This is a genomic window from Brevundimonas naejangsanensis (assembly GCF_000635915.2).
GTDB classification, from domain to species: Bacteria; Pseudomonadota; Alphaproteobacteria; order Caulobacterales; family Caulobacteraceae; genus Brevundimonas; species Brevundimonas sanguinis.
Map to the genome: position 1 here is coordinate 2,454,589 of NZ_CP015614.1, position 19,504 is coordinate 2,474,092.

Below are 19,504 nucleotides of genomic sequence, written 5' to 3' on the forward strand. Positions count from 1 at the left end.
GGGCCGCGACCTTGGCGTCGCGGCCCTTTTTCGTGGCTGGACCAGCTTCAGGACTAGAGCTTCAGGGGCTAGAACTTCAGGGACGACGACGCGGCAGGCGCCAGGTCTGATGATCGGCGAACCGCCGCCCGTCCCAGGCCACGGCCGACACCGTCACGGCCTCCTCATCCCATTCGATTCGGTTGAAGCTGGGCGGCGCCCCGCGCTCCCGATGCGACAGGGTCCCGCAGCCGACGGCGTAGGAGCAGTTGTCGCCCACGTCGACCGGCAGGGCGAACGGCACATGGACGTGGCCGGTCACGATCAGGTCGACGCCTGCGTCGGCGAAGATGCGGGCCGCCCGCTCGCCGCGCTTGACCTCGCCGGTCATCGGCGCGCCGATCATTTCAATGAGCGGGTGATGACAGGCCAGCACCCGCAGGGCGCCCGGCGACGCCTGGCGCAGGGCGTCCGCCGCTCGGCGCGTCTGGTCCAGGTCGATCACCCCCTTGGACCAGTTAAGACGGGCCTGCCAGCCACGCGCTGTGGTGACCCCGCGGACCATCAGGCGATCCGAGCGGAACTCATGATCGTGCGCAGGGTGGCCCGTCGCCTGTTCAAACGCCCGCCAGGGCCAGAACAGCCGCGCCATCACGTCCCAATAGGGCACGTCGTGATTGCCGACGGTGACGAAGACCGGCTTGGGCAGCGCCCGGATCCATTCCCCGGCCGCCGCGAACTCGGCCGGATAGCCCTTTTGCGTGATGTCGCCGGTGATCAGGGTCAGATCCGGCGCGACAGCGTGGGCGTAATCGGCGGCGGCGGCCACCGCATGTTCATGCTCGCAACCGAAATGAATGTCGGAAAACTGGAGGACGACCCCCACTAGACGCTATCCTCGGCGGCCGCAGGCTTGGGCGCCAGCGCCATGAAGGCGCGCGGCAGGAAGCGCACCGCCGCCTCGCGACCCAACAGCATGGGTTCGCCGTCGATCACCGCCGGGACGCGCGAACGGGCCTCGACCACGATGCGGCGCGCCGGGCGCGTGGTGACGTTGGGATCATGACGCCAGTCGTCGAACAGAGCATGGGCGGCCAGGCGGAAGGCCTGGGCCGCGTCCCCCGTATTCATGGCCGCAGCCTCCAGCCCGTCGTTCTTCTGCATCGCCTTGGAGATCAGCGGACTGATCAGCACCAGCGCCTCGGCCTTTTGTTTCTGGCCGCCGTCCAGGGCATAGCGCACCCGGCCGGAAAAAGCCTTCTTCAGCGCCCGCCGACCATAGGTCCAGGCCATCTTCAGCTTGCCCTCGCGAATGGCCTCGCGCGCCGGGGCCCACAGGGCGGGCGAGCCCAGGATGGCCGCGCAATAGAAGGCCTCGCCCTCGACCTCTCCGCCGGCCACAGCCAAAGGCGCCCCTTCCTCCAGCGCCAGGCGCAGCGCCTTCTTCCAGTCGCCGGTGCCGTACAGAGCCTTGGGCAGCATGTTCATCGTCCCGCCCGGCAGGGGCGCGATCAGGGGGCCGTCGGCGCCGGCTCGGGCGGCGACAGACCGCGCCGTCCCGTCGCCCGCCAGGATGAACAGCACGTCCGGCTTGGCCGCCAGCGCTTCGGCGATCTGCTCGGCGATGCGCGCGCCCTCCAGCACCACCACCTCGGCCTCGAGGGGGTATTCGGCCAGGATGGCGCCGGCTTCTTCGGCCGCCTGACCTCCAACACCGCCCGACAGCGGATTGACCAGGATGACGACCCGCTCCAGCCGGGCCTCCCCCGTCAGCGGCCGCCGCCCCTGCGCCGCATCGCCGGGCGGCGGCGCTCCGGTTTCAACCGCGTTCGGCGCAGGCGAGGCGTCGTTCTGAGCGTCAGTGTTCATGGGCGGCGAACGCCTGCGCACACGGGCGGTTCCCCTTCTGCGAACCCACGCCGCGATTCAAAGTAAAGCTTACGCCGTTCGGCCTCGGAACCGCCTTGTTCGCCCTGCGTTATCGAAGCTTCAGGGGTGCCCCCTAAGGGATGAAGGACAGAACCATGAACAAGGCGATTCTCGCCATTGCCGGCGCCGGTCTTCTGGTGACCGCCTGCGCCAGCGACCCGTATTACGGCGGCGGCGCCGGCTCGAGCCAGGCCGTTCGCCAGGGCGCCGTCGGCGCCGGTCTGGGCGCCGTGGCCGGCGCCATCATCGGCAACAACGTCGGCGGCGGCAACGCAGCGACGGGCGCGGCCATCGGCGCCCTGGCCGGCGGCGCCGCCGGCGCCATCCGCGGCTCCAGCCAGGACCGCAACAACCAGCAGCGCTACCGCGACAATCAGGGCCGCTACTACTACTGCTACGACAACCGCCAGAGCGAGTGCTACTGGGAGAACGGCCAGCGCCGTTACTGATCCCGGCGTATAGCCTCTGGCGCCCGAAGCGTTTTCGGGACAATCTTGAAAGGGCGATCCGCACGGCGCGGGTCGCCCTTTTTTGCTGAAGGCAGCGCACGCCGCACGGCGCGCGCGAGGGGGCTGAGATGAAGCGTGTTTCCGCAGTCGTTATGATGGCCCTGGGCCTGACCGCCGCCGGTTGCGCCGCCACCAGCGGTTATAAGCAGCGCAGCGATCTGGTCAGCGACCCGTCGGCCTGCGCCGACAAACGGTTCGAAGTCTATTTCGTCCCCGATCAAGCCACCCTGACCGACGCCGCCCGCATGGCCATCGGCATGACCGCGACCCAGCTTCAGGGCTGCCAGATCAAGCACGTCAAGGTGACCGGCCTGGCCGACGCCCGCAGCGGCACGGCGGCCGCCAATCAGAGCATTTCCGAACGGCGCGCCCGCGCCGTCGCCGAGGCCCTGGCCGGCGCCGGCCTGCCCGCCCCCGCCTTCGACATTGAGGCCGCCGGGGCGGACGGCGCGGTCGTGGGCGGGGTCAACGACCCCTTGCGCCGCCGCACCGAGGTGCTGATCGAGGTCGTCGCCCCGCGATGAGGCCTTGGGCCGTCCGCTGCGGCCCGCCGTCGCGGGTCGTGGCTAGGCGGGGCTCAAGGGTCTAAGCTCGCGCCTTTCCTTTGATCCTGTTTCTGGCCTCGCCCTTGCGCATCCTGTTTCTGCTCCTGACCTGGCTCGCCCTTGGCCTGACCTCGGCCCTTCCGGCGGCGGCGAGCGTGCCGGCGTCCGAGGCCGCCTTGCGCGACGCCCTGGCGGCCGGGGCCGCGCCAGTCGCCAGGGCCTCCGCTGCGCCGGGCCCGCAGCGCACCGAGCGGATCGAGGCGGAACTGGTCCCCATGAGCGCCTGGGCCGTCCCCGGCTCGACCGCCGTCGTCGCCATCCGCCAACAGATCAAGCCCGGCTGGCACACCTATTGGCGCAATCAGGGCGATTCCGGCGGACCGACGACCCTGAGCTGGTCCCTGCCTGCGGGCGTCGCGCCAGGCGACATCCTGTGGCCCCTGCCCGAGCGTCAGCGGCTGCAGAGCCTGATGAACTACGGCTATTCCGGCGCCGTCTTCCTGCCCGTCCCGATCGAGATTCCGGCCGACGCCGCGCCGGGCCGCAGCCTGCCCTTGCGCGTCACCGCCCACTTCTACGTCTGCAGCGACGAGATGTGCGTGCCCGAAGACCTTGATTTGGCGCTGGACCTGCCGGTGCGCGAGGGCGCCGCGCCGCTGGACCCGCGCTTCGGTCAGGCGATCCAGGATGTCGTCGCCGCCGCTCCGCGTCCCGCCGGGATCGAGGCGCGCGTCGCCCTGGCCGACGGCCGTCTGGTGCTGACGGCCAGCGGCGGCCCGTTGGCGGGCGCCGCGCCCAAGTGGGCCTATTTCCATCCCTTCGAGGGCGGGGTGATCGACCACGCCGCCGCCCAGTCAGGCGAGCGCGGGCCGCAGGGCCTGACCGTCACCGTCGCCGCTGGGCGCGGCCTGGCGTCCAATGGATTGAAGGGGCCGATCAGCGGCGTCCTGTCCACCGATCTGGGCGCCTGGGAGATCACGGCCGAGCCGGGCGCCGCCCTGACCGGCGTTACAGGCGACGGCGCGATCGGCGACGGCGAGGGCGCGCAGACAGCCGCCGTCGCTCCCGCCCTGCCCGACTTCGCCAAGGCGGCCCTGTTCGCCCTGCTGGGGGGGCTGATCCTGAACCTGATGCCCTGCGTCTTCCCCATACTGGCGATGAAGGCGGCCTCGCTCAGCCGCGCCGCCCATCAGCCGGCTGAGGCGCGCCGCGACGGCCTGGCCTTCCTGGCCGGCGTGCTGGCGACCTTCCTGGCGCTGGCGGGCGCCCTGCTGGCCCTGCGCGCGGGCGGTCAGGCCCTGGGCTGGGGCTTTCAGCTGCAGTCGCCGGGCGTGGTGGCCGCGCTGGCCCTGCTGATGCTGGCGGTGGCGCTCAACCTGTCGGGCGTCTTCCACATCGGCGCCGGGCTGCAGGGCGCCGGGCACGGCCCGCTGTCGCGCCTGCCCGGCGTCGCGGGCGCCTTCTTCACCGGCGTGTTGGCCGTGGTCGTGGCCGCCCCCTGCACCGCTCCCTTCATGGCCTTTGCCCTAGGCGCCGCCCTGTTCATGCCCTGGCCGATGGCGCTGGCGGTCTTCCTGATGCTGGGGCTGGGGCTGGCTCTGCCCTATGTGCTGATCAGCCTCAATCCGCGCCTGCTGGCCCGCCTGCCCAAGCCGGGGCCGTGGATGGAGACCCTGCGCAACCTGCTGGCCTTCCCCATGTACGGCGCCGCCCTGTGGCTGGCCTGGGTCTATGGCCGCCAGACCGCCGACGCGCTCGCCGTGCTTTTCGGCGCGGGCCTGATGCTGGCGCTGGCGCTGTGGCTCTATGGCCGGGCGCAGGCCGCATCGGGCAAGGCCCGAACGGCCGCTATCGGCGCTCTTCTGGCCGCGATCGCGGCGCTGGGCCTGGGCGTGCTGGCGGGCAAGGCCCCCGCCGCTTCCTCTGAGAGCGCCGCCGCCGCCTCCCGCCTGTCGTCTCAGCCCTGGTCCGAGCAGGCGGTTCAGGCCGCCCTCGCCGAAGGGCGTCCGGTTCTGGTCAACTTCACCGCCGACTGGTGCGTGACCTGCAAGGTCAATGAGAGCACGGCCCTGTCCTCGGCCCGCACGGCCCAGGCGCTGGAACAGGCCAACGCCGTCTATCTGGTCGGCGACTGGACGCGGCGCGACGACGCCATCACCGCCGAACTGCAGCGCCACGGCCGCTCGGGCGTGCCGCTCTATTTGGTTTATGCGCCGGGCCGGGCCGAGCCGCGCATCCTGCCGCAACTTCTGACCGAAGGCGTCGTCATCGACGCGCTGAAGGACGCCATCGACTGAACTTCATCTCTGGGGAGACCGCCATGTTCCGCCTGCTGACCGCCGCTTCCGCCTCGCTTTTGTTGCTGGCCGCCTGCCAGCAGCCGCCTGCCGCATCGCCCGAGCGCACTGAGAACGCCGCCGTGGCGCCGGAAGCGACCGAGGCGCCGGGCCCCGGCGAAATGGCCCCCGCCTTCACCCTGGTCGACGCGCAGGGGCAGCAGCGGTCCCTGGCCGACTTCCGCGGCAAGACGGTCGTTCTGGAGTGGACCAACGAAGGCTGTCCCTTCGTGAAGAAGCATTACACCGGCGCCATGCAGGCCCTGCAGCGCGAGGCGACGGCCGACGGGGTGGTCTGGCTGACCATCATCTCCTCGGCGCCGGGCACGCAGGGCTTCGTCGAGGGCGAGGAGGCGCAAGCCTGGAAGGCCAAGCACAAGGCCGCCTTCACCCACCTGCTGCTCGATCCGACCGGCGAGGTCGGCAAGCGCTATGACGCCAAGACCACGCCCGACATGCGCATCATCGACCCGGAAGGGCGGCTGATCTACGTCGGCGGCATCGACGACCGGCCGACCAACAAGGTCGAGGACCTGAACGGCGCCAACAACTTCGTCCGCGCCGCCTTGGCCGAGGCCAAGGCCGGACGCCCGGTCCAGACCGCCTACGCCGCGCCCTACGGCTGCGCCATCAAATACCCGGAGACAGTCGAGGGGTGATCGCCCCTCTCCAACTTGGCCTCAAGCAACGCGACGCGCGGTAGGCCCAAAAACCGGCCTCAAGCAGCGCGAAGCGCGGTAGGCCCAAACATCAAGCCTCGGGCTGTGGCGGCGAAGTGATGACCTCGACGTTGTCGTTCAGCAGGTAGGACAGCTCGTCCAGCGCCAGCTTGCGGGCCGAAGCGTCGGCGGCGCTCTCCAGCGCGGCGACCTTCAGCGGAATGTCTTCTGAGATGCCGCGCAGGATGCATTTCAGGTCGTTGTCCGTGCCGCGTTCCTTGAGGATCAGATGACCCTGCATGTCGCGCTGGGCCAGGTCCGCCGCCTGCCCCTTGAACGCCGCCCAGGCCGCGCCGGTGAAGAAGCCCGAGCGGTCCGCCTCGCCCGAGGCCATCCAGCCGTCGACGATCGACTTCAGCGCGCCCGAACGGGCGACCAGATCGGCGAACAGAGGCTCCTGCGCCACCGACACCGGAGCCGCGGGGGCGACGGGCGGCAGGGCGGCGGCTTCGGCGACGGCGGGATCGGCCAGCATCAGGGCGACCGCGAGGGCTATTCCGCAGGACATGGCGTGCCTTTCACAAAGGACTGGGGGACAATCGGCTTCCGGCTGGAAATCCAGCTTGACCCCATCTCGGATTGAACTCTTCTCGGCCTGAGCCGTAAACCAGAGCCTGCAAACCCCGGGCCAGAGCGCGGATCGCTTCCGAGCACGGCCCCCTATGGGAGACCAAGATGCCGCATGTCGCCTGGACTGAACTGGAGGCCGCCGCCCGTCAGGACGCGCAGTCCCGCATCCAGGACCAGTTCGCCGCCGACCCCGACCGGCTATCGCGGATGACGCTGGACGCGGCAGGCCTGCACCTGGACCTGTCCAAGCAGAGCTGGTCCCGGGCCGGGTTCGAGGCCGCCCTGGCGCAGGCGCGGGCCTGCGACGTCGAGGGCCGCCGCGCCGCCCTGTTCGCGGGCGAGGCCGTGAACCTGACCGAAGGGCGGGCGGTGTTGCATCCGGCCCTGCGGGCGCCGGACGGCGCGTCATTCCATGCGCTGGGCGAGCCGGTGTCGGCCGAGGTCGAGGCGGTGCGCGCCGAAATGAAGACCTACGCCCAAGCTTTGCGGTGCGGAAATGAGACAGGCGCCACGGGACGCCGGTTCGAGGCGGTGCTTCATATCGGCATCGGCGGCTCGGACCTGGGGCCGCGCCTGATCTGGGACGCCCTGCGTCCGCTGGACCCGGACATCGACCTGCGCTTCGTCGCCAACATCGACCCGCGCGACATGGCCGAGGCCCTGGTCGGGCTGGACCCAGAAACCACCCTCGTCGTCGTAGTCTCCAAGACCTTCAGCACCCAAGAAACCTTGACCAACGCCGAGGCCGCCAAGGCGTGGCTGGCGGCCTCCCTGCCGGGTGAGGGGCTGGCCAAACACTTCATCGGCGTCACCGCCGCGCCGGAAAAGGCGCAGGCCTTCGGCTGCGGCCGCACCTTCGCGTTCCGAGACTGGGTCGGCGGTCGCTATTCCCTGTGGTCGGCGGTCAGCCTGTCGTGCGTCCTCGCCCTGGGGTGGGAGGTGTTTCAGGCGTTTCTGGACGGCGCCGCCGAAATGGACCGCCACTTCCTCGAGGCCCCGCTAGAGAAGAATGCGCCGGTGCTGCTGGCGCTGGCCGAGATCTACAATGTCGACGGCCTGCATCGCGGGGCCCGCAGCGTCGCGCCCTACGCCCACGCCCTGCGCCGCCTGCCCGCCTTCCTGCAGCAGTTGGAGATGGAGTCGAACGGAAAACAGGTGCGCCGCGACGGATCGGCCGCCGGGCGCCAGACCTGTCCCGTCGTTTTCGGCGAACCCGGCTCCAACGGCCAGCACGCCTTCTTCCAGCAGTTGCATCAGGGACCGCAGGTCGTTCCTATCGACTTCATCGTCGTCCGTCGCACCTGCGAGAAAGCATCGGCGACCGCCCTGTGGGCCAACGCCCTGGCCCAGGCCCAGGCCCTGATGCTGGGCAAGAGCGAGGCTGAGGCGCATGCTGAACTGATCGCCTCGGGCGCCTCGGAAGCAGAGGCCGACCGCCTGGCGCCGCACAAGACCTTTCCCGGAAACCGCCCGTCGACGACAGTTGTGATGGAGCGGCTGACGCCGCAGGCCCTGGGGGCCCTGATCGCCCTTTATGAGCACAAGACCTTCGTCGAGGGCGTGATCTGGGACATCAACAGTTTCGATCAGTGGGGCGTGGAACTGGGCAAGGTTCTGGCCAAGGCCCTGTTGAAGGACGTCGCCAGCGGCGCGCCGTCGGCTGATCTGGACCCGTCCACGGCCGCCCTGCTGAGCCGGCTGGCGCCTGCGCGCTGACCGCGCACAGGCCCAAGGACTGCGTCTCCCAACGAAAAAAGGCCCGGTCGCGAGACCGGGCCTTTCCTTAGCGCGCCGTCCGCTTACCAGCGGCGGTCGTAGCGGTAGTCGCGATCGCGGCGGTTCTGGTAGCTGCGCCACTCGCCGTGGTTCCTCCAGTAGCGGCCATCGCGGTAATAGCGCCCGTTGTTGCGCTCATAGCGACCGTTATTGCGTTCATAGCGATCGTTATAATAGCCGTCGCGGCTATTGATGCCGTGCTCACGCTCCCAATGGCCCTGGTTCCGGTAGCAGCGGCCGCCGCGGTAATATTCACAGCCGTCGCCGCGGTTCGAGGCCGCGCCCAGGGCCGCGCCGGCTAGCGCGCCCCCCGCGACATAGCGTCCATCGCCCTGGCCGATCAGCGCGCCGGCGACGCCGCCGACCACGGCGCCCAGAACGGCGTCACGGCCGGTGTTGTCGCGATCGCGGTCACGATAATTCTGCGCGGCGGCCGGGGTCGTGGCCAGCATCGTCACAACCAGAGCAGGGGCGATAGCGCCGGCGCCGATCTTGAACAGGGTCTTCATGGCGGGCTCCTTTCGAAAGCCGGTTGATCCGTTGTCCCCCTTTTAGCGAAGCCTGTCTGAACGACCCCAGGGGCCTCTGTTCATTTTCGCTTCATCCAGGCGCCTAATTTGGCGCCGCCTCGCCCTTGACGCCTGCGGCTCCCCTGCCTAACTCCCGGGTCGTTAGCACTCGGGGAGGGCGACTGCCAAAAGTCGCGGGCTCCGAGGGCTGAAACCAACATCCTAACGGGAGTTACTCAGATGGCGTTTCGTCCGCTCGGCGACCGCGTGCTGGTCAAGCGCGTTGAAGAAGAATCCAAGACCAAGGGCGGGATCATCATCCCCGACACCGCCAAGGAAAAGCCCCAGGAAGGCGAAGTCGTCGCCGTGGGCCCCGGCGTCCGTGACGAAGACGGCAAGTTCGTCGCCCTGGAGCTGAAGGCCGGCGACCGCGTCCTGTTCGGCAAGTGGTCGGGCAGCGAAGTGAAGATCGACGGCGAAGACCTGATCATCATGAAGGAAACCGACGTCCTGGGCGTGCTGTCGTAAGACGCGTCCTGGTTTCCGGTTTCTCGCGTAAAAACATCTAGATAGGAGCAGCCCGCATGGCCGCTAAAATCGTAAAGTTCAACACCGACGCCCGCGACAAGATGCTCAAGGGCGTCAACATCCTGGCTGACGCCGTCAAGGTGACCCTGGGGCCGAAGGGCCGCCACGTCGTGATCCAGAAGTCCTTCGGCGCCCCGCGCTCGACCAAGGACGGCGTCTCGGTGGCCAAGGAAATCGAGCTGGAAGACGCCTTCGAGAACATGGGCGCCCAGATGATCCGCGAAGTCGCCTCCAAGGCGAACGACAAGGCGGGCGACGGCACCACCACCGCCACCGTCCTGGCCCAGGCCATCGTCCAGGAAGGCCTGAAGGCCGTGGCCGCCGGCATGAACCCGATGGATCTGAAGCGCGGCATCGACAAGGCTGTCGAAGCGGTGCTGGAAGAGGTCAAGTCGAACTCCAAGCCGGTCTCCAACAACTCGGAAATCGCCCAGGTCGGCACCATCTCGGCCAACGGCGACGCTGAAATCGGCGACCTGATCGCCCAGGCCATGGCCAAGGTCGGCAACGAAGGCGTCATCACCGTCGAAGAAGCCAAGACCGCCGAAACCACCGTCGACATCGTCGAGGGCATGCAGTTCGACCGCGGCTACCTGTCGCCCTACTTCATCACCAACCCGGACAAGATGGAGGCCGTCCTCGAGGAGCCGCTCATCCTGCTCCACGAGAAGAAGCTGACCTCGCTGCAGCCGATGCTGCCGGTGCTGGAAGCCGTGGTTCAGTCGGGTCGTCCCCTGCTGATCATCGCCGAGGACATCGAAGGCGAAGCCCTGGCGACCCTGGTCGTCAACAAGCTGCGCGGCGGCCTGCGCGTCGCCGCCGTCAAGGCTCCGGGCTTCGGCGACCGCCGCAAGGCCATGCTGGAAGACATCGCCATCCTGACGGGCGGCCAGGTCATCTCGGAAGACCTCGGCATCAAGCTGGAAACGGTCACGCTCGACATGCTGGGCAAGGCCAAGAAGGTCCAGATCACCAAGGACGACACCACCATCGTCGAAGGCGCTGGCGAGAAGGACGGCATCGAAGCCCGCGTCGGCCAGATCAAGCGTCAGATCGAGGACACCACCTCGGACTACGACCGTGAGAAGCTGCAAGAGCGCCTGGCCAAGCTGGCCGGCGGCGTCGCCGTCCTGCGCGTCGGCGGCTCGACCGAGGTCGAGGTCAAGGAGAAGAAGGACCGCGTCGACGACGCCCTGAACGCAACCCGCGCCGCTGCCGACGAAGGCATCGTCCCGGGCGGCGGCGTGGCCCTGCTGAAGGCCTCCAAGGTGCTGGCCGCGCTGAAGGTGGACAACGCCGACCAGACGGCCGGCGTCAACATCGTCCGTCGCGCCCTGCAGGCTCCGATCCGTCAGATCTCGGAAAACTCGGGCGTCGAAGGCTCGATCGTGGTCGGCAAGGTGCTGGAGTCGGACAAGGCCAACTTCGGCTTCAACGCCCAGACCGAGGAGTACGGCGACCTGGTGGAGATGGGCGTCATCGACCCGGCCAAGGTCGTCCGCTCGGCCCTGGCCTCGGCCGGCTCGGTCGCGGGCATCATGATCACGACCGAAGCCGCCATCGCCGACGCGCCCAAGAAGGCCTCGGCCGGCGCCCCCGACATGGGCGGCATGGGCGGTATGGGCGGCATGGACTTCTAAGGAAGTCCATCGTGACGCCCATCACTCAAAGTGGCTGGACCGACTGACGTCGGTCCAGCGGGCGGCATGGACTTCTAAAGAGGTCCGGCTTCTTAAAGCTCAGACGACGGAAGGGCGGGATCGAAAGGTCCCGCCCTTTCTCTTTGGGCTGCGCCTTCCCGATCGCGCGGACCCGGCGCGACAAGGCGTCGCGCCCTTCCGTCAGCGGAGCGGTTGCTCCCACGCGACGGTCCCGCCCATAAAGGCGCCTTCATCGTCACAGAGGGGGCCCTGATCGATGCGCCGCACCACCCGTATTCCGTCCTTCGCCGCAGCCGCGCTGATCGCCGCCGCCGGTCTGAGCGTCGCCGTCCCGGCCGAGGCGCAATCGCGCCGCGCCGCGCCCGCCGCCGAGCGTTCCGATTGGCCCGCCCGCGCCGCCCCGGCTCAGGCGCGCGCCGTGACCTTCGCCGCCGCTGCTGCGCCGTCTGGCTCTCTGGTCCTGCCTCTGGCGTCGGAGGCTGAGCTCAACGCGCGCGGCGCGTCCCTGGACGCCGCCACGCGTCAGGCCATCGCCTCGGCCATCAGCGCCGCCCGCTTCGACTATAAGCCCCGCCAGACCCTGAACCTGCACGGCGTCGGCGGCTGGGATCGCATCCTGATCGTGGGTCTCGGCGAAGCGCCAAAAGCCGCCGACATCCAGACCGCCGGCATCGTCGCCGGCCGCGCCCTGAACAGCCAGCCCGGCGCCCTGACGGCCCTGGCGACCGGCCTGACGGCGGATATGGCGTCGGAGCTGGCGACGGGGCTGGGCATCGGCCACTACCGATCGGACCTCTATGTCACCACCGGCCGCGACCGCCCGGCGCCCGGCGCCCTGACCGTGGTGGCCGACGACGTTGGCAATGCTCAAGCGCACTATCGTCGCGGCGCGGCTCTGGTCGAGGCCATGGCCTGGACCCGCGACGTGTCCAATGAACCGGCCAACGTCATCTATCCCGAGACCTTCGTCGAGCGCGCCCGCGCCGCCTTCGCCGGCGTGCCGGGGGTCGAGATCACCGTGCTGGACGTGCCGGCGATGCAGCGGCTGGGCATGGGCGCCATCCTCGGCTCGGGTCAGGGATCGGCCCGTCCGCCGCGTATGCTGGCCGTGCATTATCGCGGTCAGGGCGCGCCGTCGGCGGGGCCGGTGGCCCTGTTGGGCAAGGGCATCACCTTCGATTCCGGCGGCATCTCGCTGAAGCCCGGTTCGGGCATGGGCAATATGAAGATGGACATGTCCGGCGCCGCCAGCGTCGTCGGCGCCGTCCTGGCCCTGGCCAAGGGCGGAGCGCCGGTGGATGTGGTCGCCGTCGCGGCCCTGTCGGAAAACATGCCGGGCGGCAACGCCATCCGCCCCGCAGACGTCCTGACCGCCATGAACGGCAAGACCATCGAGATCGTTTCGACCGACGCCGAGGGCCGCCTGGTGCTGGCCGACGCCGTGGTCTGGGCCGACACGACGATGAACCCGGCCGCCATCGTCGACGTGGCCACCCTGACCGGCTCGGTCGGCGGCGCACTAGGGGGCGACTATGCGGGCCTGTTCAGCCGTCACGACGCCCTGGCCGATCAGCTGAAGACGGCGGGCGAGGCGACGGGCGAAACCCTGTGGCAGTTGCCGCTGCACCCGTCCTATGTGCGGGCCACGTCCTCGACCATCGCCGACATCAAGAACTCGGGCGACGGCGGGGCGGGCGCGGGCACCGGCGCCCACTTCATCGGCTACTTCGCCCGGCCCGAGACGCCCTGGGCGCACCTGGACATCGCCAACATGGCCTTCGGCGGCGCCAATGACGTCAAGCCGGCCGGTTCGGCGGGCTACAGCGTCCGTCTGCTGGAGCGCTTCGTGCGCGACTTCCAGCCGGTGGCCAAGGAGAAGGGCACGGGCGGCTACTAAAGCCGCCCCCAGCCTCAGCCTTCCTTGATGGCGACGATCTCGACCGCCTGGCCCGCGACCGTCGCCTCATCCCCCTCGCGCCGGCCCATCAGGGCCTGGGCCAGGGGCGAGACGTGGCTGACGCTGCCCTGGGCCGGATCGGCCTCGTCCTCGCCGACGATGCGCCAGGTCTGGGTGCGGCCGTCCTCGCGCACGATCGTCACCGTATCGCCGAAGCGGACCTGGCCGTCCGGCGGCGCCTCGACCAGCTGGGCCGTGCTGCGCCGCGCCGACCAGTAGCGCAGGTCGCGCGTCGCCCTCGCCATGGCGGTGCGGTCGGCCTCGATGGAGCCTGCCGCCTGCGCCGCCGTATAGGCCGCCCGCGCGGCCGCCAACTCGGCCTCGATCTGGGCCAGCCCTTGCGGGGTGACCAGGTTGGGATGCGGCGAAATCGGCCGGTCCGGCAGGTCCGCCGCCGTGGCTTCCAGATCTTCTTCTCGGGTAAAGGCGACGCTCATGACCATCAACATAGGCCCCGGCGCCCATTCCCGCTAGGAAGACGGCGATGACGCCCTCCCCTTCCACAGTCGCCGTGATCGGCGCCGGTCCCGCCGGGCTGATGGCCGCCGAACGCCTGGCGCAGGCGGGCCTGCGCGTGGTCGTGCACGAGCGCATGCCCTCGGTCGCCCGCAAGCTGCTGATGGCCGGGCGCGGCGGGTTGAACCTGACCCATTCGGAACCGCTCGCGCCCTTCCTGAACCGCTACGACTCCGCCGCGCAGGCCCGCACCAAGGGCTGGCTGGACGCCTTTTCGCCCGCCGACCTGATCGAATGGGTCGAGGGGCTGGGCCAGCCCACCTTCATCGGTTCGTCCGGCCGCGTATTTCCAAGGGCGATGAAGGCCTCGCCCCTGCTGCGCGCCTGGTTGGCGCGGCTGGAGGGTCTGGGCGTCGAGATCCGCACACGCTCGCGCTGGACCGGCTGGCAGGGCGAGGCCCTGACCTTTGACACGCCCGATGGCGAGCGGATCGAGCGCCCGGATGCCGTGATCCTCGCCCTCGGCGGCGCCAGCTGGGCGAAGCTGGGGTCCGACGCCGCATGGGTTCCGACGCTGGAGAACGCGGGCGCTGAGGTGGCCGCCTTCCGTCCCGCCAACGTCGGCTTCGACGTCGCCTGGTCGCCGAACTTCCGCGACCGCTTCGCCGGAACGCCGCTGAAAGGGGTCTCCCTGACGCACGGCGTCCGCACCGTGCGCGGCGAGGCCATGATCGCCGCCTATGGGATCGAAGGCGGCGGAATCTACGCCTTGTCCGCCGGTCTGCGCGAAGCGGTGGAGCGCGACGGATCAAGCGTGCTGACGCTCGACCTGCGGCCCGATCTGAGCGTCGAAGCCCTCGCTCAGCGTCTGTCGAAACCGCGCGGCAAGGACAGCCTGTCGAACTGGCTGCGCAAGGCCGCGCGGCTGGACGCCGCTTCTGTCGCCCTGCTGCGTGAAGGCGGTCCGCTGCCCGCAGACCCGGCCGAACTGGCCGCACGGATCAAGGGCGTCGCCCTGACCTTGACCGGGGTGCAGGGTCTGAGCCGCGCCATCTCGTCGGCCGGGGGCGTGGCGCTGGACGCCGTGGACGACCGGCTGATGCTGAAGGCGCGGCCCGGCGTGTTTCTGGCCGGCGAAATGCTAGACTGGGAGGCGCCGACCGGCGGCTATCTGCTCCAGGCCTCCTTCGCCTCAGGCGTCGTCGCGGCGGACGGCGTGCGCGCCTGGCTGAACGGGCGCTGAGGCCTTTCAGGGTCGACAGCGGCGCCCTCAGGGGGCAGCGTGGCGCAAATCGTTCAAGAGCCGAGCCCGCCCATGACCCTCGCCCGTTCCGCCGCCGTCGGCCTGATCGCCGCCCTGATGTGTGCGACCTCTGCGCTGGCTCAAGCCGGCGCCCCGTCCGGCCGCATCGACCCGGCCCGACTGAACGAAGCGACCCGCGTGCTGGCTTCCGACGCGTTCGAGGGCCGCGCCCCGGTCACGCCCGGCGAGGACCGCACCATCGAATGGCTGAGCCAGCAGTTCCAGGCGCTCGGTCTCGAGCCCGGCGGCCCGAACGGCTCGTGGGTTCAGGTCGCCCAGGTCAGCCGCACCAGCCAGGACGGCCCCGCCGCCATCAGCGTGTCCGCCAAGGGCCGCACGACCGAGCTTCAGCGCGCCAAGGACGTGATCGTCTCGTCCGACCGGCCGGTGGAGCGCATCAGCCTGACCGATGCGCCGCTGGTCTTCGTCGGCTATGGCGTAGATGCGCCCGAGCGCGGCTGGGACGACTACAAGGGCGTCGATCTGACCGGCAAGATCATGCTGGTCCTGGTCAACGACCCGGACTTCGGCGCGCCCGAAGGCCATCCGGTCGCGGGCAAGTTCGACGGTCAGGCCATGACCTTCTATGGCCGCTGGACCTATAAGTTCCAGGTCGCGGCGGCGCATGGGGCGGCGGGCGTCCTGGTCATCCACGACACGCCGGGCGCGGGCTATCCCTGGTCGACGCTGGAGAATTCCTCGACCGCGCCCAAGTTCGACATCGTCCGCGCCGACCCGGACAAGGAGCGCGTGGCGGCTCAAGGGTGGATTCAGGGCGCCGTCGCCGAACAGCTGTTCAAGGACGCCGGGCTGGACTTCGCCGCCCTGAAGGATCAGGCGCGCACGCCGGACTTCCGCCCCGTGGCGCTGGACGGGGTGACCATGTCCATCGACTTCGGCCAGAAGGCCGATCGGGTCGAGACGCGCAACGTCATCGGCCGTCTGCCCGGAACGAAATACCCCGACGAGACGGTCATGTTCGGCGCCCACTGGGACGCCTATGGCCGCGCGACGCCCAAGAACGGCGACGACATCTATAACGGCGCCGTGGACAATGCGACGGGCGTGGCCGGGATCATGGAGATCGCCCGCCTGTTCGCCGAGGGGCCGCGCCCCGAGCGCTCGACCGTCTTCATCAGCTGGGCGGCGGAAGAAACCGGTCTGCTTGGCGCCGAATACTACGCCGCCAATCCGGTCTGGCCGCTGGAGACGACGGTCGCCAACATCAACATGGACAGCCTGCTGCCCGGGACCGAGATCGACCCCAACATCGTCGTCATCGGCGCGGGCAAGAATGATCTGGACGACCGGCTGGCGGTTCTGGCCGCGCGCGAGGGACGCCGCCTGATCCCCGACCCAGCGCCGCACGCGGGGGCCTTCTATCGCTCTGACCACTTCCCGCTGGCGAGGAAGGGCGTGCCCGCGCTGTTCGCCGCCGCCGGCTTCACAGGCCACAACGAAGCCAGCCGCGATTACGTCGCCAACCGCTATCATCAGCCGACGGACGAATGGACGCCGGACTGGAAGATGGACGCCGCCGCCGCCGATGTTCAGCTGCTGTACGAAGTCGGCCGCGACCTGGCCAACTCGCGCGACTGGCCCGCGTGGAAGCCGGGCGACGAGTTCGAAGGCGCCCGCAACGCCTCGGCGTCGTCTCGGAAGTGACCCGCAGCCGCCAAAGCGCTAGACCGCACCCATGACCAGCCTCCCCGACCTCCACGGCGTCTGCCCGCCGCGTTTCAATGCGGTGAAGGACGCCTTCGCCGCCAACTTCACCGACGCGCCCGAAGGGCTGAACGAACTGGCCGCGCGTTTCAGCGTGACCATCGACGGCGAGGTGGCGGTGGACCTGTGGGCCGGGTCGGCCGATCTGGCGGGGACCAGGCCGTTCGCCGCGGACACGCTGGTCCCGGTCTTTTCGACCGGCAAGGCGGTGATGGCCTTGATGATCGCGCGCTGCGTCGACAGGGGGCTGTTGTCCTATGAGGACCGGGTCGCCGACCACTGGCCGGCCTTCGGCGCGGCAGGCAAGGACCAGCTGACCGTCGGCCAGTTGATGAGCCACCAGTCCGGCCTGCCGGGCTTTTCCGACGGCGTGGAGCCGGCCATCTGGTTCGACCGTCAGGCGGTGCTCGACAGACTGGCGGCCCAGACGCCGCTGTGGGCGCCGGGCGCGGCGTCCGGCTATCACCCGATCACCATCGGCTATCTGGCGGGCGAGCTGTTCCGCATCGTCGACGGCCGGACCATGGGGACGGCCCTGCGCGAAGATTTCGCCCAGCCGTTCGATCTGGACCTTTGGATCGGCTTGCCCGAGGCCGAGCACGGCCGCGTGGCCCAACTGCGCAAGCCCGCCGCGGCGCCGGACCTCGGCGCCATCGACGCGGTCAAGAAGGCCGCCTTCCTGGATCGCGGCTCGGCGCCCGGCGGGCGCGGCTCGACCGAGTGGCGGATGGCGGAGATTCCGTCGGCCAATCTGCACGCCACGGCCAAGGATCTGGCGCGCATGATGTCCGTCGTCGCCACCGGCGGCGCGCTCGACCATCGGGCGGTGCTGTCGGAGGCAACGCTCGTCCAGGCCACGCGCGAGCGCATCCACGGACCGGACAAGGTGCTGCCCTTCGACATGAGCTGGGCGGCGGGCTTCACCCGCAATCAGGGCCTGAACATCTTCGGCCCCAACCCCGAAGCGGTCGGCCACTGCGGCTGGGGCGGGTCGATGGCGTTTGCGGATCAGGCGGCGGGCGTCTCGGCCGCCTATGTCATGACGCGCCAGTCGCCGCATCTGATCGGCGACCCGCGCGCGCTGAGGCTGATCGAGGCTCTTTACGGCGCGCTCTGAATCTTGATCCGCTCATCCCGGCGGACGCCGGGATCCAGTGAGAGCCACAGACACACGCTTCCGCATTATCCGGGCGCGCCAAACGCTCTCGGTCGAGAAAGAAGCCAAAGGACTGGATCCCGGCGTCCGCCGGGATGAGCGGGGTATAGGCGCGGCCCTCTAGGCCTCCGGCCCCCACGCCAGCTGGTCGTGCACGATCAGCCAGCCGTCGACCGTGCGGCGCAGGATGCGGGTGAACAGGCCGCGATGGGTCTTGCCGCCGCGCGTCATCACCGCCCGACCTGAAACCACCGCCGTATTGACGTCGAACTGCATGGTCTCGAACCACTCATAGGACAGCGTCCCCAGCCCGCCGGGCTCGGCGGCGCGGGCGTCCAGCGCCGCGCGCACGCTGTCGGGCCCCTTCAGCGGGGTGTCGCCCAGGAAGACCAGCAGCGGCTCGTCGTGGACATAGGTGGCCATGACCGCGTCGACCTGCCCCGAGGTCCAGGCGGCGGCGGCCGCGTCCAGGGCGTCGCTGACAGCATCGAAGGTTTCGGCCGTGGTCGGCGGCGCGGCGACGGTCGCCGGGGCGCCGGGCACGGCGGGCGGGGCGGCCTCGCGGGCGACCCCCGCGCGGGCGGTGCGGATCACGTCGTCGCCGCCGCCAAGGGCGCCGCTGCTTTGAGCGCAGGCGGAGGTCCCCCCGGCGATCAGCACGGACACGGCGAGGGCGGAGAGCAGGCGGGAGCGGATCATCATCCCCCTCTCTTTAGGACGGGACGACGCCAGACCTCAACGCGCGGGCGGCGGATTCTCGCCGATGGCGTCCATCCGGTCCTCGGCCGGGTCGTCCAGCAGACCGGGTTCAGGCGCGACGATGGTCTCGGCCGTGACGGAGGCGCGGCGCACCTTCAGCACGGCGCCGACCGCGAAGACGGCCACGGCGATCCAGATGAAGACGAAGGAGGCGATGCGCAGCGGCCCCAGAGCCTCGCCCTGAAGCGCGCCGATGATGAAGACGATGGTCGGCGCCAAAAACTGGAGGAAGCCCATGCTGGACAGGGGCATCCGCCGCGCGGCCCAGGCGAACAGGGCCAGGGGAATGACCGTCGCCGGTCCAGCGAACAGCAGCCAGAAGACCGAACCGGCCGACTGGGTGAAGTGGCCTGCGCCGCTCGTTTCGATATGGATCAGCCAGATCAGCCCCGGCAGGGCCAGCAGCAGGCATTCCAGGAAGAGGCCCGTCTGGGCGTCGACCGAGACGCGTTTGCGGATGACGCCATAGGCCGCGAACGTCAGCGCGAGGATGATCGACACCCACGGCGCATGACCCAGGGCGATGGTCTGCAGCAGCACCCCGACCGCCGCCAGGGCCATGGCGATCTTTCCGGCCCAGTCGATCTTCTCGCGGAACAGCCAGGCGCCCGCCGCCATGTTCAGCAGCGGGTTCAGATAATAGCCGAGCGAGGCGTCCAGCGTCCGCCCGTTGTTCACGGCGATGATGTAGGTGGTCCAGTTGCCGGCGATCAGCACAGCGGACAGGGCCAGCCATCCCAGCACCTTCGGCTGGCGCAGCACGGCCATGACCTGCGTCCACTGGCGCGACAGCATGACCAGCAGCGCGGCCCAGACCAGACCCCAGACGGCCCGGTGCCCCATGATCTCCCAGGCGTCCGCCCCCTGCTGGCCCATCTGCTGGAAGACCAGGGGCACGAACCCCCAGATCAGGTAGCAGAATACGCCCGCCCCCAGGGCGGCGCGGGCTTCGGACGCAGGAGGAGCAGACGACGCGCTCACGCTGGAAACCTTTCGATCCCCGCCGCATCGCCGAGGCGGCGGGGTC

Annotated in this window: 18 protein-coding genes; 11 read left to right on the forward strand and 7 right to left on the reverse strand. The window is 69.8% G+C overall.

Annotation, left to right across the window (positions count from 1 at the left end; genetic code table 11):
• Positions 1-76: 76 nt before the first annotated feature.
• Complete coding sequence (locus DA69_RS11785; RefSeq protein ID WP_025976522.1) at positions 77-865, reverse strand: metallophosphoesterase family protein; 789 nt, start codon at positions 863-865, stop codon at positions 77-79.
• Positions 865-1,848: a diacylglycerol/lipid kinase family protein gene (locus DA69_RS11790; RefSeq protein ID WP_029972349.1), complete on the reverse strand. Its 984-nt coding sequence runs from the start codon at positions 1,846-1,848 to the stop codon at positions 865-867. Before DA69_RS11790 ends, DA69_RS11785 begins: the two co-directional genes overlap by 1 nt.
• A 155-nt stretch (positions 1,849-2,003) precedes the next feature.
• Here DA69_RS11790 and DA69_RS11795 point away from each other — a divergent pair, with 155 nt between their 5' ends.
• The 4 genes from DA69_RS11795 (at position 2,004) to DA69_RS11810 (ending at position 5,957) form a co-directional block, all read left to right on the forward strand.
• Positions 2,004-2,357 carry a YMGG-like glycine zipper-containing protein gene (locus DA69_RS11795; RefSeq protein ID WP_025976520.1) on the forward strand — a complete coding sequence of 118 codons (354 nt, stop codon included), beginning with the start codon at positions 2,004-2,006 and terminating at the stop codon, positions 2,355-2,357.
• Between the two features lie 128 nt (positions 2,358-2,485).
• Positions 2,486-2,941 (forward strand): OmpA family protein, encoded by a 456-nt coding sequence (locus DA69_RS11800; protein WP_235599157.1) that lies wholly within the window; start codon positions 2,486-2,488, stop codon positions 2,939-2,941.
• 104 nt (positions 2,942-3,045) lie between these two features.
• Positions 3,046-5,259, forward strand: coding sequence for a protein-disulfide reductase DsbD domain-containing protein (locus DA69_RS11805; RefSeq protein WP_029972348.1), 2,214 nt, complete (start codon positions 3,046-3,048; stop codon positions 5,257-5,259).
• Positions 5,260-5,282: 23 nt separating this feature from the next.
• The gene (locus DA69_RS11810) at positions 5,283-5,957 is read left to right on the forward strand and encodes a thioredoxin family protein (RefSeq protein ID WP_025976517.1); all 675 of its coding nucleotides are present in this window, start codon (positions 5,283-5,285) and stop codon (positions 5,955-5,957) included.
• A 91-nt stretch (positions 5,958-6,048) separates the two neighbouring features.
• Here the strand turns inward: DA69_RS11810 and DA69_RS11815 are convergent, their stop codons facing one another.
• Complete coding sequence (locus DA69_RS11815) at positions 6,049-6,525, reverse strand: hypothetical protein (protein ID WP_025976516.1); 477 nt, start codon at positions 6,523-6,525, stop codon at positions 6,049-6,051.
• Between the two features lie 167 nt (positions 6,526-6,692).
• On the opposite strand from DA69_RS11815, the gene pgi reads away from it, so the two are divergent.
• Entirely contained in the window at positions 6,693-8,303 is a 1,611-nt protein-coding gene (pgi, locus tag DA69_RS11820; protein WP_025976515.1) for a glucose-6-phosphate isomerase, read from the forward strand.
• 83 nt (positions 8,304-8,386) lie between these two features.
• Here the strand turns inward: pgi and DA69_RS11825 are convergent, their stop codons facing one another.
• Positions 8,387-8,872 (reverse strand): hypothetical protein, encoded by a 486-nt coding sequence (locus tag DA69_RS11825; RefSeq protein WP_025976514.1) that lies wholly within the window; start codon positions 8,870-8,872, stop codon positions 8,387-8,389.
• A gap of 240 nt (positions 8,873-9,112) precedes the next feature.
• Here DA69_RS11825 and groES point away from each other — a divergent pair, with 240 nt between their 5' ends.
• From groES to DA69_RS11840, 3 genes are all read left to right on the forward strand, one after another.
• Positions 9,113-9,400: a co-chaperone GroES gene (gene groES / locus DA69_RS11830; protein WP_024354450.1), complete on the forward strand. Its 288-nt coding sequence runs from the start codon at positions 9,113-9,115 to the stop codon at positions 9,398-9,400.
• 56 nt (positions 9,401-9,456) lie between these two features.
• Positions 9,457-11,100, forward strand: coding sequence for a chaperonin GroEL (gene groL / locus DA69_RS11835; protein ID WP_025976513.1), 1,644 nt, complete (start codon positions 9,457-9,459; stop codon positions 11,098-11,100).
• Between the two features lie 277 nt (positions 11,101-11,377).
• Complete coding sequence (locus tag DA69_RS11840; protein ID WP_025976512.1) at positions 11,378-13,018, forward strand: leucyl aminopeptidase family protein; 1,641 nt, start codon at positions 11,378-11,380, stop codon at positions 13,016-13,018.
• Between the two features lie 14 nt (positions 13,019-13,032).
• Here the strand turns inward: DA69_RS11840 and greA are convergent, their stop codons facing one another.
• Positions 13,033-13,515, reverse strand: a complete 483-nt coding sequence (gene greA, locus DA69_RS11845; RefSeq protein WP_025976511.1) for a transcription elongation factor GreA — start codon at positions 13,513-13,515, stop codon at positions 13,033-13,035.
• Positions 13,516-13,562: 47 nt separating this feature from the next.
• Here greA and DA69_RS11850 point away from each other — a divergent pair, with 47 nt between their 5' ends.
• The 3 genes from DA69_RS11850 (at position 13,563) to DA69_RS11860 (ending at position 17,679) form a co-directional block, all read left to right on the forward strand.
• The gene (locus DA69_RS11850) at positions 13,563-14,777 is read left to right on the forward strand and encodes a TIGR03862 family flavoprotein (protein ID WP_025976510.1); all 1,215 of its coding nucleotides are present in this window, start codon (positions 13,563-13,565) and stop codon (positions 14,775-14,777) included.
• A 72-nt stretch (positions 14,778-14,849) separates the two neighbouring features.
• Positions 14,850-16,502 (forward strand): M28 family metallopeptidase, encoded by a 1,653-nt coding sequence (locus DA69_RS11855; protein ID WP_025976509.1) that lies wholly within the window; start codon positions 14,850-14,852, stop codon positions 16,500-16,502.
• A 31-nt stretch (positions 16,503-16,533) separates the two neighbouring features.
• Positions 16,534-17,679: a serine hydrolase domain-containing protein gene (locus tag DA69_RS11860; protein WP_025976508.1), complete on the forward strand. Its 1,146-nt coding sequence runs from the start codon at positions 16,534-16,536 to the stop codon at positions 17,677-17,679.
• Positions 17,680-17,838: 159 nt separating this feature from the next.
• On the opposite strand, the gene DA69_RS11865 is transcribed toward DA69_RS11860, so the two are convergent.
• Together DA69_RS11865 and rarD are read right to left on the reverse strand one after the other, a co-directional pair.
• On the reverse strand, positions 17,839-18,420 hold the full coding sequence (locus tag DA69_RS11865) for a YybH family protein (RefSeq protein WP_025976507.1): 582 nt from the start codon (positions 18,418-18,420) through the stop codon (positions 17,839-17,841).
• 33 nt (positions 18,421-18,453) lie between these two features.
• The gene (rarD, locus tag DA69_RS11870) at positions 18,454-19,458 is read right to left on the reverse strand and encodes an EamA family transporter RarD (RefSeq protein ID WP_025976506.1); all 1,005 of its coding nucleotides are present in this window, start codon (positions 19,456-19,458) and stop codon (positions 18,454-18,456) included.
• Positions 19,459-19,504: the final 46 nt, after the last annotated feature.

What these genes read in the sequence shown, in the direction of transcription:
- DA69_RS11790 (WP_029972349.1), bottom strand. Translation starts at nt 1,848, where the DNA reads ATGAACACTGACGCTCAGAACGACGCCTCGCCTGCGCCGAACGCGGTT.
- DA69_RS11795 (WP_025976520.1), top strand. Translation starts at nt 2,004, where the DNA reads ATGAACAAGGCGATTCTCGCCATTGCCGGCGCCGGTCTTCTGGTGACC.
- DA69_RS11800 (WP_235599157.1), top strand. Translation starts at nt 2,486, where the DNA reads ATGAAGCGTGTTTCCGCAGTCGTTATGATGGCCCTGGGCCTGACCGCC.
- DA69_RS11810 (WP_025976517.1), top strand. Translation starts at nt 5,283, where the DNA reads ATGTTCCGCCTGCTGACCGCCGCTTCCGCCTCGCTTTTGTTGCTGGCC.
- DA69_RS11815 (WP_025976516.1), bottom strand. Translation starts at nt 6,525, where the DNA reads ATGTCCTGCGGAATAGCCCTCGCGGTCGCCCTGATGCTGGCCGATCCC.
- pgi (WP_025976515.1), top strand. Translation starts at nt 6,693, where the DNA reads ATGCCGCATGTCGCCTGGACTGAACTGGAGGCCGCCGCCCGTCAGGAC.
- DA69_RS11825 (WP_025976514.1), bottom strand. Translation starts at nt 8,872, where the DNA reads ATGAAGACCCTGTTCAAGATCGGCGCCGGCGCTATCGCCCCTGCTCTG.
- groES (WP_024354450.1), top strand. Translation starts at nt 9,113, where the DNA reads ATGGCGTTTCGTCCGCTCGGCGACCGCGTGCTGGTCAAGCGCGTTGAA.
- groL (WP_025976513.1), top strand. Translation starts at nt 9,457, where the DNA reads ATGGCCGCTAAAATCGTAAAGTTCAACACCGACGCCCGCGACAAGATG.
- DA69_RS11840 (WP_025976512.1), top strand. Translation starts at nt 11,378, where the DNA reads ATGCGCCGCACCACCCGTATTCCGTCCTTCGCCGCAGCCGCGCTGATC.
- greA (WP_025976511.1), bottom strand. Translation starts at nt 13,515, where the DNA reads ATGAGCGTCGCCTTTACCCGAGAAGAAGATCTGGAAGCCACGGCGGCG.
- DA69_RS11850 (WP_025976510.1), top strand. Translation starts at nt 13,563, where the DNA reads ATGACGCCCTCCCCTTCCACAGTCGCCGTGATCGGCGCCGGTCCCGCC.
- DA69_RS11855 (WP_025976509.1), top strand. Translation starts at nt 14,850, where the DNA reads ATGACCCTCGCCCGTTCCGCCGCCGTCGGCCTGATCGCCGCCCTGATG.
- DA69_RS11860 (WP_025976508.1), top strand. Translation starts at nt 16,534, where the DNA reads ATGACCAGCCTCCCCGACCTCCACGGCGTCTGCCCGCCGCGTTTCAAT.
- DA69_RS11865 (WP_025976507.1), bottom strand. Translation starts at nt 18,420, where the DNA reads ATGATGATCCGCTCCCGCCTGCTCTCCGCCCTCGCCGTGTCCGTGCTG.